14 protein-coding genes are annotated in these 16,852 nt (G+C 57.9%); 8 read left to right on the forward strand and 6 right to left on the reverse strand.

What is annotated here, in order from left to right:
* Positions 1–17 precede the first annotated feature (17 nt).
* Both DFS28_RS14890 and kdgD read right to left on the reverse strand, forming a co-directional pair.
* Complete coding sequence (locus DFS28_RS14890) at positions 18–1,463, reverse strand: aldehyde dehydrogenase family protein (RefSeq protein WP_111450422.1); 1,446 nt, start codon at positions 1,461–1,463, stop codon at positions 18–20.
* A gap of 61 nt (positions 1,464–1,524) precedes the next feature.
* Positions 1,525–2,436 (reverse strand): 5-dehydro-4-deoxyglucarate dehydratase, encoded by a 912-nt coding sequence (gene kdgD, locus DFS28_RS14895; protein ID WP_046045831.1) that lies wholly within the window; start codon positions 2,434–2,436, stop codon positions 1,525–1,527.
* 238 nt (positions 2,437–2,674) lie between these two features.
* Between kdgD and DFS28_RS14900 the strand changes: the two genes are divergently transcribed.
* The 4 genes from DFS28_RS14900 to DFS28_RS14920 all read left to right on the forward strand — a co-directional run bounded on the left by DFS28_RS14900 (position 2,675) and on the right by DFS28_RS14920 (position 5,393).
* Positions 2,675–3,991 (forward strand): phospholipase, encoded by a 1,317-nt coding sequence (locus DFS28_RS14900; RefSeq protein WP_111450423.1) that lies wholly within the window; start codon positions 2,675–2,677, stop codon positions 3,989–3,991.
* A 14-nt stretch (positions 3,992–4,005) separates the two neighbouring features.
* Complete coding sequence (locus tag DFS28_RS14905) at positions 4,006–4,200, forward strand: hypothetical protein (RefSeq protein ID WP_111450424.1); 195 nt, start codon at positions 4,006–4,008, stop codon at positions 4,198–4,200.
* A gap of 247 nt (positions 4,201–4,447) precedes the next feature.
* Positions 4,448–4,657, forward strand: coding sequence for a hypothetical protein (locus DFS28_RS14910; RefSeq protein ID WP_111450425.1), 210 nt, complete (start codon positions 4,448–4,450; stop codon positions 4,655–4,657).
* A gap of 385 nt (positions 4,658–5,042) precedes the next feature.
* Positions 5,043–5,393 (forward strand): hypothetical protein, encoded by a 351-nt coding sequence (locus DFS28_RS14920; RefSeq protein WP_111450426.1) that lies wholly within the window; start codon positions 5,043–5,045, stop codon positions 5,391–5,393.
* A 7-nt stretch (positions 5,394–5,400) separates the two neighbouring features.
* Here the strand turns inward: DFS28_RS14920 and DFS28_RS14925 are convergent, their stop codons facing one another.
* The 4 genes from DFS28_RS14925 to DFS28_RS14940 form a co-directional block, all read right to left on the reverse strand.
* Positions 5,401–6,147: a FadR/GntR family transcriptional regulator gene (locus DFS28_RS14925; protein ID WP_008148921.1), complete on the reverse strand. Its 747-nt coding sequence runs from the start codon at positions 6,145–6,147 to the stop codon at positions 5,401–5,403.
* Positions 6,148–6,334: 187 nt separating this feature from the next.
* Positions 6,335–8,062 carry an ABC transporter ATP-binding protein/permease gene (locus DFS28_RS14930; RefSeq protein WP_111450427.1) on the reverse strand — a complete coding sequence of 576 codons (1,728 nt, stop codon included), beginning with the start codon at positions 8,060–8,062 and terminating at the stop codon, positions 6,335–6,337.
* Positions 8,063–8,159: 97 nt separating this feature from the next.
* Positions 8,160–8,720, reverse strand: coding sequence for a response regulator transcription factor (locus DFS28_RS14935; protein WP_007942792.1), 561 nt, complete (start codon positions 8,718–8,720; stop codon positions 8,160–8,162).
* Positions 8,713–9,975: an ATP-binding protein gene (locus tag DFS28_RS14940; protein WP_111450428.1), complete on the reverse strand. Its 1,263-nt coding sequence runs from the start codon at positions 9,973–9,975 to the stop codon at positions 8,713–8,715. Before DFS28_RS14940 ends, DFS28_RS14935 begins: the two co-directional genes overlap by 8 nt.
* 377 nt (positions 9,976–10,352) lie before the next feature.
* On the opposite strand from DFS28_RS14940, the gene DFS28_RS14945 reads away from it, so the two are divergent.
* The 4 genes from DFS28_RS14945 (at position 10,353) to DFS28_RS14960 (ending at position 16,833) form a co-directional block, all read left to right on the forward strand.
* A complete protein-coding gene (locus DFS28_RS14945; RefSeq protein WP_111450429.1) occupies positions 10,353–11,069 on the forward strand; it encodes an SIMPL domain-containing protein in 717 nt (238 codons plus the stop codon).
* Positions 11,070–11,717: 648 nt separating this feature from the next.
* Positions 11,718–13,343, forward strand: coding sequence for an ABC transporter substrate-binding protein (locus DFS28_RS14950; RefSeq protein WP_111450430.1), 1,626 nt, complete (start codon positions 11,718–11,720; stop codon positions 13,341–13,343).
* Between the two features lie 302 nt (positions 13,344–13,645).
* On the forward strand, positions 13,646–15,247 hold the full coding sequence (locus tag DFS28_RS14955; RefSeq protein WP_111450431.1) for an ABC transporter substrate-binding protein: 1,602 nt from the start codon (positions 13,646–13,648) through the stop codon (positions 15,245–15,247).
* Positions 15,248–15,420: 173 nt separating this feature from the next.
* Positions 15,421–16,833 carry an OprD family porin gene (locus DFS28_RS14960; protein WP_111450432.1) on the forward strand — a complete coding sequence of 471 codons (1,413 nt, stop codon included), beginning with the start codon at positions 15,421–15,423 and terminating at the stop codon, positions 16,831–16,833.
* Positions 16,834–16,852 lie beyond the last annotated feature (19 nt).

Consider the following 16,852-nt stretch of genomic DNA (forward strand, 5'->3'; position numbering starts at 1 on the left):
ACAGGTATTGCGGTGTATCAGGAACCGATGTAAGAGGTCTTCACCACGGTGTAGAACTCTTGCGCGTAGCGACCTTGCTCGCGGGAGCCATAGGATGAACCTTTCCGCCCACCGAATGGAACGTGGTAATCCACGCCCGCCGTCGGCAGGTTGACCATCACCATCCCGGCCTGCGAGTGGCGCTTGAAGTGGCTGGCGTACTTCAGCGACGTGGTGGCGATGCCCGCCGACAGACCGAATTCGGTGTCGTTGGCCATGGCCAGCGCAGCCTCGTAATCCGCTACGCGAACCACGTTGGCCACCGGGCCGAAGATCTCTTCGCGGCTGATGCGCATCGCGGCTTCGCTGTCGGCAAACAGGGTTGGCGCGAGGTAGTAGCCTTCGGTGTCGCAAGTCACCAGACCACCGCCGCTGACCAGACGTGCACCTTCGGACTGGCCGATGTCGATGTACTTCATGTCCTGTTCAAGCTGCGCTTGCGAGACCACCGGACCAATGTCGGTGCCGGCTTTCAACGCGTGACCGACCTTGATCGACTTCATGCGCTCAGCCACGGCTTCAACGAACTTGTCGTGAATCCCGGCGGTGACAATGAAGCGGCTCGAAGCAGTGCAACGCTGGCCGGTGGAGTAGAACGCGCTCTGTACCGACAGCTCGACCGCTTGCTTGAGGTCGGCGTCGTCGAGAATGATCTGCGGGTTCTTGCCGCCCATTTCCAGCTGAACCTTGGCCTGGCGCGACACGCAGTTGACCGCGATCTGACGACCGACGCCCACGGAACCGGTGAAGCTGATGCCGTCGACTTTCGGGCTCTGCACCAGCGCATCGCCAACCACTCGACCGCTGCCCATCACCAGGTTGAACACACCGGCCGGGAAGCCTGCGCGGGAGATGATTTCGGCCAGCGCCCAAGCGCAACCCGGCACCAGATCCGCCGGTTTCAGCACGACGCAGTTGCCGTAGGCCAACGCCGGGGCGATTTTCCACGCAGGAATTGCGATCGGGAAGTTCCATGGCGTGATCAGACCGACCACGCCCAGCGCCTCACGAGTCACTTCAACGTTCACACCCGGACGTACCGACGGCAGATAGTCGCCGGACAGACGCAGGCATTCACCGGCGAAGAACTTGAAGATGTTGCCGGCGCGGGTCACTTCGCCGATAGCTTCAGGCAGGGTCTTGCCCTCTTCCCGGGCCAGCAAGGTGCCGAGCTCTTCGCGACGGGCGAGGATTTCGCTGCCGACTTTATCCAGCGAATCGTGGCGTGCCTGAATGCCCGACGTGGACCAGGCCGGGAACGCGGCGCGAGCAGCGTCGATGGCAGCGTGAACCTGAGCCAGATCAGCCTTGGCGTACTCGCCGATGGTATCGGTCAGTTCGGACGGGTTGATGTTGTTGGAGTATTCGCTACCCGCAACCCATTCACCATTGATGTAGTTATCAAAACGCTTTGCATTTGCCACGGAATATTCTCCTCACGCAAAAGGCCGCTGAATACTCAGCGGCCTTGTTTAATCGGATGTGTTACTGCGCACCTTGCTTGTCGATCAGCGCGGCGAGCATTTCGTACTCTTCGCCCGTCAGATCGGTCAGCGGCGCACGCACAGGACCTGCGTCATAGCCGACAATTTTTGCCCCGGCCTTGACGATGCTCACCGCGTAACCGGCTTTGCGGTTACGGATGTCCAGGTACGGCAGGAAGAAGTCGTCGATGATCTTGCCGACGGTGGCGTGATCTTCGCGGGCAATGGCGTGGTAGAAATCCATCGCGGTTTTCGGGATGAAGTTGAACACCGCCGAGGAGTAAACCGGTACGCCCAGTGCCTTGTAGGCTGCGGCGTAGACTTCGGCGGTCGGCAAACCGCCCAGGTAGCTGAAGCGATCACCGAGGCGGCGACGGATCGACACCATCAACTCGATATCGCCCAGGCCATCCTTGTAACCGATCAGGTTCGGGCAGCGCTCGGCCAGACGTTCCAGCAACGGCGCGGTCAGGCGGCAGACGTTGCGGTTGTAAACCACCACGCCAATTTTCACCGATTTGCACACGGCTTCAACGTGGGCGGCAACGCCGTCCTGGCTGGCTTCGGTCAGGTAGTGCGGCAACAGCAACAGGCCTTTGGCGCCCAGACGCTCGGCTTCCTGTGCGTATTCGATGGCTTGACGAGTCGAACCGCCAACGCCGGCCAGAATCGGCACGCTGGTTTCGCAGGTGTCGACGGCAGTCTTGATGATTTCCGAATATTCGCTGGCCGCCAGAGAGAAGAACTCACCGGTGCCACCCGCGGCGAACAATGCCGAGGCGCCGTATGGGGCCAGCCATTCGAGACGTTTGATGTAGCCCGCGCGATGGAAATCGCCCTGAGCATTGAAATCGGTAACCGGGAAAGACAGCAGACCGGAAGAGAGGATGGACTTCAGTTCTTGTGGATTCATTATTCGAACACCCTGGATAGCGACGTATGTGTGTGAGAAAACCGTTCAGCCTTCGCCGAAGTTGTAGGTCATCGTACAACTTAAATAATAACCGTCAACTGCATTTCATCGCCAACCGCAGAATTTGAGTCGGAAAGGTATTTTCTTGACGTAGGAAATTTCTCATCTATGATCCAAATGACTGTATATGCATACAGTCATTTTTTGATCGTACCGACGACATATCAAGGAGATAGAAATGTCAGGTCTACACGCACAACCGAAGGAAAAACCGAAACAGGTCATTGCCGAACTGGATGATCTTTTTACCGAGCATGGCATTCCTCTCATCGGGAATAACCCACATGTGATCTTGCAGATTGCTGATCATCACAGCTCTACGACTCCCCTTCCCGCGCCTTTGCCCACAGCCTCCGGCAATGCCCTGAAAGGCAAGCCACAGCTGAGGTTCGAGGGTGGCGAACACACCGCCATCGGCGACAGCACGCTGCTGCGCTTCATCAAGGACGCACCGGCTATTCCCGCTTCGCAGGTGGAACTACATCTGCCCAATGGGCTGGCGCTGACCTATGGCCAGGTCATCGCGCTGGGGGGTGATTTCTATGGAATTCCCGATCAACCGATCAGCGAAGGCGCGACAGGCCCTGACCGAATCCAGCGCTTTACCAACGCCTTCAACTCGCTGGCCGTGCTGCCGGCTGCTAACGCTGAGGCCAAGTTGATCCTCGGTGTGATGCAAAAGGAAATCGCCGCGATCAAGCAGGCGATCAAAGACGGTAAACAACCTCACGAGGCTTATGACGCCCTCGGTGATACGTTGTCGGAAGAGTGGAACAAGATCACCGGCGGCGGCAGTTTCGTCTCGGCGCTGCTCCCGTTGGGGCGATACCTGAAACTGGCCGCCAACAATGCCGATCACTTCGCCGAATGGGCGCTGCTGGCCTATATAGCCGGGCACACCGCGGCGGTGCAACAAGCGGTGCGGGCCCACGCCAGCGGCGATGAAAAGCAGTTGGAGTTGGCCTATGCGATGAACGCTTTTGCCGATCACTACCTGACCGACCTGTTTTCCACCGGCCACCTGCGAGTGCCGCGCAAACAATTGGCAGCGGTGGTCACGCCGAGCGATCTGGGTTCGTTGATCACGCGGTTCATGCACGACGAAGACAGCAAATTCGGCCTCAACGTGCGCAATGGCAACGGCGATCAATGGCGCGCGTATGGGGACAAACGCTACTTCGACGACCTTTCCAGCGCCAATCGCACCCAGGTGAATCAGGCGGTTCAGGTGTCTGCGGATGAAGTGTTCGCGGCTTATCTCAGCGGAATCGCCCCGTCGGCCGCCAATTTCGGCGCCTTGAAAAAGCTGCCTGATCTGCAAGCCGTACTGAACCTGGCGACCAACTTCTCGCCGCTGTTCCGGGTCGAGGGCAACAAGGTGCTGCGGCGCAAGGACGTCAACAACCTGAACGACACCGCCACCGTGGATGACTGGTGGGGCTGGAGCACTTATTTGCTGCTTAAGGATTACAAACCCACTGGCAACGTTGCCTGATCAGGAGATCGATGATGACTATCAAATTGAAACTGGAACTGGCCTCGGGCCAATCGCTGAAGGGTGCGCCGTTGGAGTTGTTGGCCAAGGGAGTGCCGATTGCTCGGGCGGTGGTGGATGAGCATGGGCTTGTGGCATTCGATGCCAAGGCTGGGGCAGCTGGATTGGCGGTGAGGGTGGATCGTTCGATCCTGCGTTCCGCCTGTTAATTCAGCATCAAGGCTGACGGCCCTATCGCTAGCAGGCTAGCTCCCACATTTGATCGTGTGCTCACTGTAGATCCCCTGTGGGAGCGAGCCTGCTCCAGGCGGCGTTCCGACGATGGCGTTTTTTCGGTCGCAACGGAAGGTGCAGAAAAGACACTGACCGTTCATCGAAACTGGTATTTCTTACAGTTTTGAGTAATCGCTGAAAGACGCTAAATCGATCACTCGATTACTTCTCGGGTGAATGTCAATGAGAACAAAACACCGCTTTACATTTCCTGCCGAAACCAATGATGTCGCTCTGGAGATGCCCATGGAGTTTGACCTCCATGTGAATGTCGGAGACATCGTCGAATTTGAAATGATTCCCGGAAAGGATTGGGTGATCACCCGCAAAAAATTCAAAGTGTTGATTGATAACACAGTCGAGTACGTCGACTACGCAACGGCCCCGGCGTGAATCTGAAAACACCTGCCCCCGCAGTTCCTGAGCGCTGCTGCAGCGCTTGCGAGGAAGGCGTGGTGCGTCGATGGGGTTTTCCATGATGAACGTCTTTCTCGAAAGTTGCGGCTGAAACCACAAAAGGCTCAACACAGTTGCACGATCACCGTCGGCGAACATCAGTCCCTGTGGGAGCGAGCCTGCTCGCGATGGCAATCTATCAGCCCACAAATAACTCAGCCCATTTCACCGCCACTCGTCGGCACTGTCATTTGTGACAGTAGCCGAAAGACTGTCACTGCGGCCTAAATACTGTCGGGGTTAACAAACCGGCTCCGCCAACGTAGCGCTGCATTCGCGCCTATTCGAACGGTTTGATAAAACATTAAAAGGATTTTTGATCATGACAGCACAACAGAAAGCCCTCGCAGCACCGGTGCTTAAAGAAGCCGTCGAAGGAGTGCTCTACGTTCATAACCTGATTGACGCGGCACATGGCGAGGTTGGGCCATATCCGTATGCAGCAGGCGACAAGGTTGAATTCACTGTACAAACTTCAACCGGCAATACTTGGGTCGACTCGATCATAGTGACGCCAGACTCGGTGGGAAAACCCGTCACCTTCGCTATTCCAAAAGAAACTTTTGCGAAGGGTTTAGTTCCAGACGCCACCGCTAAACTGCGATACAGCATAACCAGTCTCTCCGGTAGTCCGGCTTATTCCGCTGATCTGGTTGTGCAACTAAAACCATAAACTGCAATCAACGCTGCGCCTCTGCCTCTTCATGCGCATGGCGCAGCCGCTCGCGACTGTTCGTCAGATGCAACCGCATCGCCGCCCGCGCCGCATCCGAATCCTGACGCGCAATCGCGTCGTAAATCTCTTCGTGCTCACGACTCAGGCGATTCATGTAGTGCTGTTGGTCGTCATGGGCCAGGCGCGCGGAGTTGAGGCGCGTGCGCGGAATGATGCTGGTGCCCAGGTGGGTCATGATATCGGTGAAATAGCGGTTGCCCGTCGCCAGGGCGATTTGCAGGTGGAACTGGAAGTCGGACGCCACCGCATCGCTGGCATGGGAAACACTTTCATTCAATGCATCCAGCGCCGCTCGCATCAATGCCAGTTGCTCGGGGCTGCGGCGTTGCGCGGCGAGGCCGGCGGATTCCACTTCAAGGCTGATGCGCAGTTCCAGAATCGCCAGTACATCGCGCAGCGTGACCACGGTCGCCGGGTCGATACGGAAACCGCTCGGGCTCGGGGTATCGAGCACAAAAGTGCCGATGCCGTGGCGGGTTTCAACCTGGCCGGCCGCCTGCAAACGGGAAATCGCTTCGCGCACCACGGTGCGGCTGACGCCATGGGCATCCATGATCGCCGACTCGGTGGGCAACTTGTCGCCACGCTTGAGGTGACCGTCGCGGATCTGCTCGGACAGCACCGTCACCAGTTCCTGAGCGAGGCTGCGGCGCTTGCGAGGGAGGCGTGGTGCGTCGATCGGGTTTTCCATGGTGAACGTCTTTCTCGAAAGTTGCGGCTGAAACCGCATCATAGCTCAACGCGGTTGTACGATCACCGTCGGCGAACATCACCCCTGTGGGAGCGGGCTTGCTCGCGAAAGCAGTCTGACATCCAGAATGAGGATGTCTGACACCCCGCCTTCGCGAGCAAGCCCGCTCCCACAGGGGTTGTGGTGTTCAGGCGGTCACTGTTTGATCCACCAGATGGCCATTCTCGATACGAACATGCCGTGGATGGAAGCGCTTCAGGCTGCTGCGATGCCCGACGCTGACGATGCTCAATCCCGGAATCTCATCGATCAAGCTCTGATACAGCGACGCTTCGTCCTCCTCGTCCATCGCCGAGGTCGCTTCGTCCATGTACAGCCATTGCGGTGCGTAAAGCAGCGCACGAGCGAAGGCCAGACGTTGCTGCTCACCCGGCGACAACATGCGCTGCCAGTGATTGGCTTCGTCCAGACGAGCAACGAGGTGCGGCAAACGGCACGCCTCCAGCACGTGAACGTAGCGCTCGTGCAAATACGTATCGCCCGGCTGTGGATAACTCAGCGCTTCACGCAACGTGCCAATCGGCAGATAGGGTTTTTGCGGCAGGAACAAATAGCGCGCCGCGGGCAGACGAATACTGCCGTGGCCAGCCGGCCACAAATGCCCCATCGCCCGCAGCAAGGTCGACTTGCCGCTGCCGGAGCGGCCACTGAGCATGACGCGCTCGCCCTCCTCCACGGTCATGTCGGCGTTGGTCAGCAAGTGACGACCGTCAGCGAGGTCAAGGCCAAGGTTATGCACCTTCAACGCCGAGCCCTGGTTCTGCACATCGATGGCCGGTGCCCGCTCTTCGTTGTCGGTCATGGCCTGGCGGAAACTCAGCAGACGATCACACGTGGCACGCCACTCGGCGAGATCCTGGTACGCGCTGATGAACCAGCTGAAGTTCTCCTGGACGTTGCCGAACGCGGAGTTGATTTGCATCAGCTCACCGAGCTCGATCTTGCCGGCGAAGTAACGCGGCGCGGCGACCATGAACGGGAAGATGATCGCGATCTGGCCGTAACCGGAGGTGAAGAAGGTCAGGCGCTTGGACACTTTCATGATGTCCCAGAAGTTGTGCCAGACCAGCCCGAAACGGCTGCTCAAGCGACGATTCTCGTTGGGCTCGCCGTTGTACAGCGCAATGCTTTCGGCATTTTCGCGGACCCGCACCATGGAGAAACGCAAGTCGGCTTCGAAACGTTGCTGGTTATTGTTGAGGCCGATCAAGCGACGACCGATCACATGCGTCAGCCAACTGCCGACGGCGGCGTAAACCAGTGCACACCAGAACATGTAGCCGGGAATCGTATAGCCAAACACTTCAATGCTGCCTGAGACGCCCCACAGAATAATCGAGAACGACACCAGGCTGACGATGTTGCGGATCAAACCAAGGCCCAGGAGCAAGGTGTTGGTGGTGAATTTATTGAGGTCTTCGGAAATGCGCTGGTCCGGGTTATCGGTGTAACCGCCCTGCTCCAGCTGGTAGTAATTCTTGTTGTCGAGCCAGCGGGTGAAGTGCTTCTCGGTGAGCCAGGCCCGCCAGCGAATGGTCAGCATCTGGGTCAGGTAGAGCCGATACACCGCGCCGAGAATGGCCACCGCCGCAATGCCGCAGAAATACAGGATCAACTGCCAGAAGGCCGCTTCGTCCTTCTTTTGCAGGGCGTTGTAAAAATCCTTGTACCAACTGTTGACCCACACCGAAATCGCCACGCTGAACAACGACAGTGCGATCACGGCAATCAGCAACGTCCAGGCCTTGCCCTTCTCTTCGCTGCGCCAATAAGGCGTGGTCATCGCCCAGACTTTGCGAAAAAACTGCCCGCGCACAGCATCGTTGACCGCGGAATATTCAGCGTTCTGATTCATGGATAAGGCTCGATAAAGAAAAGAACACACACGAACCGATCATAGATGATCGGTTCGGTTCCCCGCGAGGAGCGGCCTGCATTCATTCAGCGCAGGTTCAGCGACGAACGGGACGCTTCTGCAGTTTGCGCTGCAGCGTGCGGCGGTGCATGCCCAGGGCCCGGGCAGTGGCGGAAATGTTGCCTTCGTGCTCGGTCAGCACGCGCTGGATGTGTTCCCACTGCAGGCGATCGACCGACATCGGGTTTTCCGGTACCAGTGTGTCGAGGTCGGCATGTTCGGAGAGCAGCGCGGCCAGCACGTCATCGGCGTCCGCCGGTTTGCACAGGTAATTGCAGGCGCCGCGCTTGATCGCCTCGACGGCGGTGGCGATGCTCGAGTAACCGGTGAGGATCACCACGCGCATTTCCGGGTCCAGCTCAAGGAGCTTGGGCAACAGCACCAAGCCGGAATCGCCGTCCATTTTCAGGTCCAGCGCGGCGTAGTCTGGCAGGTCCGCCTGAGCGATGGTCAGGCCTTCTTCGGCGGAACCGGCGGTGCTGACGCGAAAGCCGCGGCGGGCCATGGCACGGGCCATCACCCGGGTAAACGTTGCGTCGTCGTCTACCAGCAGCAAATGCGGCAGTTCTTCGCCTTCGACTTGGATCTCGTCACTCATGTTCGTCTCCTCGGGCGACACGGGGCAGGCGCAGCTCGGTGAGCGTGCCGCCTTCCTCATGACTGTAGAGTTTCACTGAGCCGCCGGCGCGTGTCACGCTGGCCTTGCTCAAAAACAGGCCCAGGCCGAAACCTTTGCCCTTGGTGGTAAAAAATGGCTTGCCGATCTGCTCGGCGATGGCCAGCGGTACACCGGCACCGTGGTCGCGGATGCTGATGGTCAAGTCCTCGGCATTCCAGTCCAGCGTCACTTGCAGCCCTTCGGGACAAGCGTCGGCGGCGTTGTTGAGCAAATTCAGCAGCGCCTGGGTCAGGTCCGGCGGCGGCGCCATGCGCGGCACGGCGCCTTGGCCCAAGCGCTGGAAGCGGTAACTGGCTTCCGGGCGCATCAGGTGCCAGCGGTTCAGGGCTTCGTCGAGCCAATCGGTGACGTCCTGCATCTCCACGGCCAATCGACGATTGGCCTCGGCGGCGCGCACCAGTTGCTGCAAGGTTTCTTTGCAAAGTTTGACCTGATCCTGCAGCACGCTCAGGTCATCCTGCAACATCGGGTCATGGTGGTCCTGACGCATTTCCTTGAGCAACACACTCATGGTCGCCAACGGCGTGCCCAGCTCATGGGCAGCACCGGCGGCCTGGGTGGCGACGGCCAGCAGTTGCTGATCGCGCAGGCCCTCTTCGCGACGGATGGCACGCAGTTCTTCCTGACGGCGCAGCTCTTCGGCCATGCGTGCAGCGAAGAAGGTGATGACCGCCGCGGCCAGGGCGAAACTCAGCCACATCCCGTAAACCTGCAGGTTTTCCCGAGCGATCGGGAAGGTTTGCAGCGGATAGAAGCGGGCCAGCAGCAGGGTGTACATCGTCAACGCGATACCGGACAGAATCACCGAATAACGCCACGGCAACGTCACGGCGGCGATGGTCAGCGGCACCAGGTAATAAGAGACGAAGGGGTTGGTCGAGCCGCCGGAGAAGTACAGCAAGGCACTGTGGATAAACAGGTCGCAGGCCAGTTGCACGGCGTATTCGAGTTCGGTAACCGGCCATGTGGTGCGCAAGCGAATAGCCGTGAACGCGCACAGCAACATCGAGCAACCGAGGGTCGCGGCCAGTTGAAACCAGGGCAGCGGCAGCAAGTCGAGCCAGTAGGCCAGGCCCACGGAACCGGCCTGAGCGGCCAACACCAATGTGCGGATGAACGTCAGCCGCCAGAGATTCTGGCGAGTTGCGGAAGTGATTTGAACGGGGGCGAGCATGAGCTCTCCTGATGAGCGCTCCAGGCGGATCGCACGGAGTATAACCAAGCACGGGGGCTGACAGGCAAAAGTGCGGCAAACCGCCACACTTGTGAATGGCTGAAGGTCTTTGTGGCGAGGGGATTTATCCCCGTTGGGTGGCGAAGCCGCCCCAAAATTTACAACCGAATCCTGCCTGCCTACTTCAGGGCGATATTTACGACTGCTTCGCAGCCGAACGGGGCGGTGCGGCGTTCCGATAAATCCCCTCACCACAGGGTCACCTGTGATCGATCTGTATAGAAGTTGTAACTGTGCGAACCGGATCATAAAAGCTAGAGTCTGATGGTTTCACGCAGGCTCGGACATTACCCCTGCGCATCGCCCAAGGAGCTTTCATGCACACATTCCGCCGCAGCGCCGCTCTTCTTGCCCTTAGTGTTGGCACCGTCGCCAGCCTCCCGGCCCTGGCTGCCGACGAACTTCATTACAATCAGATCGCCCTGCGCGCCGAAGTCAGTCAGGAAGTGGCCCGCGACCTGATGATCGTGACCCTCTACACCGAAGAACAAAACACCGATCCGGCCAAACTCGCCGCCGACGTCAGCACCACCATGAACAAAGCGCTGGCCCAGGCCAAACAGGTCAAGGAAGTCACCCTGCGCCAGGGCAGCCGCAACAGTTACCCGATCTACGATACCAAGGGCCAGAAAATCACCGGCTGGCGCGAGCGCGCCGAACTGCGCCTGGAAAGCTCCGACTTTGCGGCGCTGTCGAAACTGACCGGCGAACTGCTCACCGACCTGAAAATGGGTGGCATGGACTTCGCTATCGCCACCCCAACCCGCAAGGCCAGCGAAGATGCGCTGCTCAAAGACGCCGTGACTGCCTTCAAGGCCCGTGCGCAACTGGCCACCGACGCGTTGGGCGGCAAGGGTTACAAAATCGTCAACCTGAACCTGAACAGCAACGGTTATCCACAACCGTACATGCGCGCGCCGATGATGATGAAAGCGGCGAGCATGGACAGTGCGCCGGTGACGCCGGAAGTCGAAGCTGGTACAAGTCAGGTCAGCATGACGGCGGATGGTTCGATTGAAGTGTTGATGCCTTGATTCGATAACCCATACACAAAAACGGCGATCACCGAAGTGATCGCCGTTTTTTTATGCCCGACCAAAACCAAAAACCGAAACCCGGGAATGATCAATCGGGTCAGAAAGTGCTCGTTACGGGACGCTCAACATTTGGAAAAAACCAAAAGCGCTACCGCAAGCAGCAAAGGTTGCACCCCCGGTACTACCAACACGCCCACGCAGCCCCACCAAATCCCAAAGCCAGGCATCACCCACAGATGTTCACTGACAAACAGTAACGAAACAATCTGCCCCCACAGACACAACAACCCTTTAAACAACAACCACCTGGCCACCAAACCAGAACTCAATCTCATTCAGGCCCGCACTCCCCGTTCACACCCCTCAATGATGGGTATAAATAAGTAACACCGCGCTCCAATCGAGTGCGCAAAACGTCCAGATCGCACCGCACAGGTGCGCGATTTGCACTGAAAAAAACCTGCGCAAACGGTCAAATGCGCGCGAATTTATACAAATGCGACATTAAGGTACGTTCGTGCCACTGTTTAACGCCTGTGGTCGCTCCGGATCTTGCATTGGGTATGGCCCCTGCATAAGTATCCGCAGGTCGACTCACGAGGTCGTCCTCTAATTCCAAAAATGACAACAAATCATGAGGCCACCATGCTTAAACACGCGGTCATTCCGTTTTTAGTCGGCGCAAGCTTGTTAGCCAGCGCACCTTTCGCCCAAGCGGCGACTAACCTGGTGTTTTGCTCCGAAGGGAGCCCGGCCGGTTTTGATCCTGGTCAGTACACCACCGGAACCGACTTCGACGCCTCTGCAGAAACCATGTTCAACCGCCTGACTCAGTTCGAGCGCGGCGGCACCGCCGTTATTCCTGGTTTGGCGACCAAATGGGACATCTCCGATGATGGCCTGACTTACACCTTCCACCTGCGCGACGGCGTGAAGTTCCACACCACCCCGTACTTCAAGCCAACTCGTGAGTTCAACGCCGACGACGTGCTGTTCACCTTTAATCGCATGATTAACAAGGATGATCCGTTCCGTAAGGCGTACCCGACTGAATTCCCGTACTTCACCGACATGGGGATGGACACCAACATCACCAAGATCGATAAAGTCGACGACAAAACTGTCAAGTTCACCCTGAAAGAAGTCGACGCCGCGTTCATCCAGAACATGGCCATGAGCTTCGCGTCCGTCCAGTCCGCCGAATACGCCGCGCAGCTGTTGAAAGAAGGCAAAGCCGCCGACATCAACCAGAAGCCGGTCGGCACGGGTCCGTTCGTGTTCAAGAGCTACCAGAAAGACTCCAACATCCGCTACACCGGGAACAAGGACTACTGGAAGCCTGACGACGTCAAGATCGACAACCTGATCTTCGCCATCACCACCGACCCGTCGGTGCGTATCCAGAAGCTGAAGAAGAACGAGTGCCAGATCACTCTGTTCCCACGTCCGGCCGACCTGAAGGCGCTGCAAGAAGACAAGACTCTGAAAGTGCCTAACCAGGCTGGTTTCAACCTGGGTTACATCGCCTACAACGTGATGGACAAGATCAAGGGCAGCGACCAGCCGAACCCGATGGCCCAACTGAAGGTGCGTCAAGCGCTGGACATGGCCGTCAACAAGCAGCAGATCATCGACTCGGTTTACCAGGGTGCAGGTCAACTGGCTGTCAACGCCATGCCGCCGACCCAGTGGTCTTACGACACCACCATCAAAGATGCGCCGTACAACCCTGAGAAAGCCAAAGAGCTGCTCAAGGAAGCCGGCATCAAGGAAGGCACCGAGATCAACCTGTGGGCGATGCCGGTACAACGTCCGTACAACCCGAACGCCAAACTGATGGCTGAAATGCTGCAGTCCGACTGGGCCAAGATCGGTATCAAAGCCAAGATCGTGACCTACGAGTGGGGCGAGTACATCAAGCGCTCCAAAGGCGGCGAAAACGGCGCGATGCTGATTGGCTGGAGCGGCGACAACGGTGACCCGGACAACTGGCTGAACGTGCTGTTCGGCTGCGATTCGCTGCAAGGCAACAACTTCTCCAAGTGGTGCGACAAGAAGTTTGACGGCATCGTGAAAGAAGCCAAGCGCACGACCGACCAGTCCAAGCGCACCGAACTGTACAAACAGGCGCAACACGTCCTCAAAGATGCCGTTCCAATGACACCTATCGCTCACTCGACGGTGTTCCAACCCATGCGCGACAGCGTGCAGGACTTCAAGATCAGCCCGTTTGGCTTGAACTCCTTCTACGGCGTCAGCGTCAGCAAATAAGGTTTTGCAACGGCGACGTTTTGACGTCGCCGTTGCTTTATCTGCCGAGAAAGTAGGAAACCACCTACATCCAATTCCGCTGAGTATTACAGCCGCGGCGTCGGACGCGTTGCCATTTCCTACGAGTCTTTAGGACTCTACGTATTTACTGCCAGACCCACGGCTCCTACCGTCGGGATCTGACCAGTTCGTGCGTGGGCTCTCGGTTATTGCTGCATGCCATGGTTTGAGTTCAATGATGCCTCCACGTCCCCGGACGGGATGGCGGCTCATTGAAAAACACATAAGAGAAAGGGAGCGTCATGCGCCATACCTTGGTTTTATCCGCATTGCTGGGCACCGGTCTGTTGGCCGCCACTTCCATCAGCCAGGCCGCCAATAACAGCCTGGTGTTCTGCTCCGAAGGCAGCCCGGCTGGCTTCGACACCGCGCAGTACACGACCGCGACCGATAACGACGCCGCCGAGCCGTTGTACAACCGACTGGCAGAGTTCGAAAAAGGCGCCACCAACGTCGTACCAGGCCTGGCCACTCGCTGGGATATTTCCGAGGACGGTCTCAAGTACACTTTTCACCTGCGCGAAGGGGTGAAATTTCACACAACCAAATACTTCACGCCGACCCGTGATTTCAACGCCGATGACGTGCTGTTCACGTTCAATCGCATGCTCGATCCACAGCAACCTTTCCGTAAGGCTTATCCGACCGAATTCCCGTACTTCAACGGAATGAGCCTGAACAAGAACATCGCCAAGGTCGAGAAGACCGGGCCGCTGACCGTGGTCATGACGCTCAACAGCGTGGACGCCGCGTTCATCCAGAACATCGCCATGAGCTTCGCCGCCATCCTGTCCGCCGAGTACGCCGACAAACTGCTGGCCGAAGGCAAGCCAAGCGACATTAATCAGAAGCCGATCGGCACCGGGCCGTTCGTATTCAAGAGCTACCAGAAAGATTCCAACATCCGTTACACCGGCAACAAGCAGTACTGGGACCCGAGTCGGGTCAAGCTCGAGAACCTGATTTTCGCCATCAACACCGACGCCTCGGTGCGGGTGCAGAAGCTCAAGGCCAACGAGTGCCAGATCACCCTGCACCCGCGCCCTGCCGACGTGACTGCGCTGAAAAACGACCCGTCACTCAAGCTCATCGAGAAGCCCGGTTTCAACCTGGGTTACATCGCCTACAACGTACGCCACAAGCCTTTCGACCAGCTCGAAGTGCGCCAGGCGCTGGACATGGCGGTGAACAAGCAAGGCATTCTCAACGCCGTCTATCAAGGTGCCGGTCAACTGGCGGTCAACGCCATGCCACCGACCCAATGGTCCTACGACGAGACCATTAAAGACGCCGCCTACAACCCGGAAAAAGCCAAGGAACTGCTCAAGGCCGCCGGCGTGAAGGAAGGCACGGAAATTACTTTATGGGCGATGCCCGTTCAGCGCCCTTACAACCCGAACGCCAAATTGATGGCCGAAATGCTCCAGTCTGATTGGGCAAAGATCGGGCTCAAAGTGAAGATCGTCAGCTACGAATGGGGCGAGTACATCAAGCGCACCAAGAATGGCGAGCACGACGTCAGCCTGATCGGCTGGACCGGTGACAACGGGGACCCCGACAACTGGCTCGGCACGCTTTACAGCTGCGATGCTATTGGCGGCAACAACTACTCCATGTGGTGTGATCCGGCGTACGACAAGCTGATCAAACAGGCCAAGGTCGTCACCGACCGCGACCAGCGCACCGTGCTTTACAAACAGGCGCAGCAGTACCTCAAGCAGCAGGTGCCGATTACGCCAGTCGCCCACTCGACGGTTAACCAGCCGTTGAGCGCCAAAATCGAAGGATTCAAGGTCAGTCCTTTCGGTCGTAACGTGTTCTCGGGCGTCAGCATAGAAAAATAACCGATTAGCCAGAAACGCTGGGGGCGGATTCCGCCCTCACGCAAGCGTATTGCCGTAATTCGTCAATCCGGCCTACAGCAAACGTTTGCGATGCCTTGTATGAGTTCCAAACCAAATAGCCGGATCACCAAAAAAGACCGGCATTAAAAAAAGAAAGAAAGGAGCGTCACCCCATGAAACTGAGCAGCACCGCGTTACTGGCCTTGGCCATCAGCAGCGTAACCGCCTCGGCGTACGCAGAAACCCAGAGCCAGGAATTCACCCCGGTTACGGTCAACACCAAAAGCGCTCAAGCCGATGCAACCGGCTTTATCGAAGGCAGTACGGTCACCGGCAGCACGCGTAACTGGTACGCCAACGAACAACTGAAACGTGGTGGCAAGTTCACTTACCGTAAAGACGGTGTAGCGACCCCGACTGATCGTCGTATCAACTGGCTCCAGGGCACCATCGTCAAGTACAACTCGGGCTTCACCGAAGGCACCGTGGGTTTCAGCACAGAAGTAGCGGCCTACAACGCCATTGCTCTGGAACGTGACCGCGAGAACCTGGCGTCCAACAACGGCGGCGCACCGGGCACACGCCCAGGCGCGGGCAACAACCGTACCCTGACCAAAGAAGGCGGCGACGCTCAAGGTCAGTGGAGCAAAATCGGCCTGGCCAACATCAAGGCCCGTGTCTCCAACACCACCCTGACCGCCGGCCGCATGAACTTCAGCAGCCCGCAAGTCGATGTGATCGGCAACCGCCCACTGCCTTCGAGCTTCGAAGGTGTCGCGATCCACAGCGAAGAGCTGAATAACCTGGCTTTCGATCTGGGGACCTTTGACCGCGTTTCGCCGCGTACCGAAGAAAGCCTGAGCAAATTCCGCTCCGAATACGGCGACTCCAATGCTGAAACCGATCACGTCAACACCGGCGGCATCACCTACCAGCCGTTCGCCAGCCTGACCACCAGCCTCTGGGGCACCCAGGCTGAAGATCTGTGGAACCAGTACTACTTCGGCGCCAGCCACGTGTTGGGTGACAGCTCGGTTCTGAGCCTGACCACTGGCCTGAACTACTACAAAACCGTCGACGAAGGCAAAAAACTGCTGGGCGAAATCGACAACCAAGCTGGCTCCCTGTCGTTCGGCCTGACTCACCAGGCTCACACCCTGAGCTTCTCGTACCAGGAAATTAACGGTAACGAGTACTTCGACTACCTGCACGAAACCAACGGCATCTACCTGGCCAACTCCCTGCTGTCGGACTTCAACGGCCCGAACGAGAAATCCTTCCAGATCGCCTACGGCCTGAACATGGCTGAATACGGCGTGCCAGGCCTGAAGTTCAACATCTACCAGGCGCGTGGCTGGGGCATCGACGGTACTCACTACACCGGTACCGCCTATGACGTGAAAAACATGGACGGCGAGACCCACTACGAATACGGCATCGGTTCTACGTACGCCATTCAGAGCGGCCCACTCAAGGCCACCACTGTTCGCGCGACCTACACCGCTCACCGTGCCAGCGAAAACCAGGGTGATGGCAGCATCAACGAGTTCCGTCTCGTGACCACGATTCCATTCAACATCCTGTAATGCACTTGCCCCACGGCTG

Source organism: Pseudomonas sp. 478, from assembly GCF_003254125.1.
Lineage (GTDB): Bacteria > Pseudomonadota > Gammaproteobacteria > Pseudomonadales > Pseudomonadaceae > Aquipseudomonas.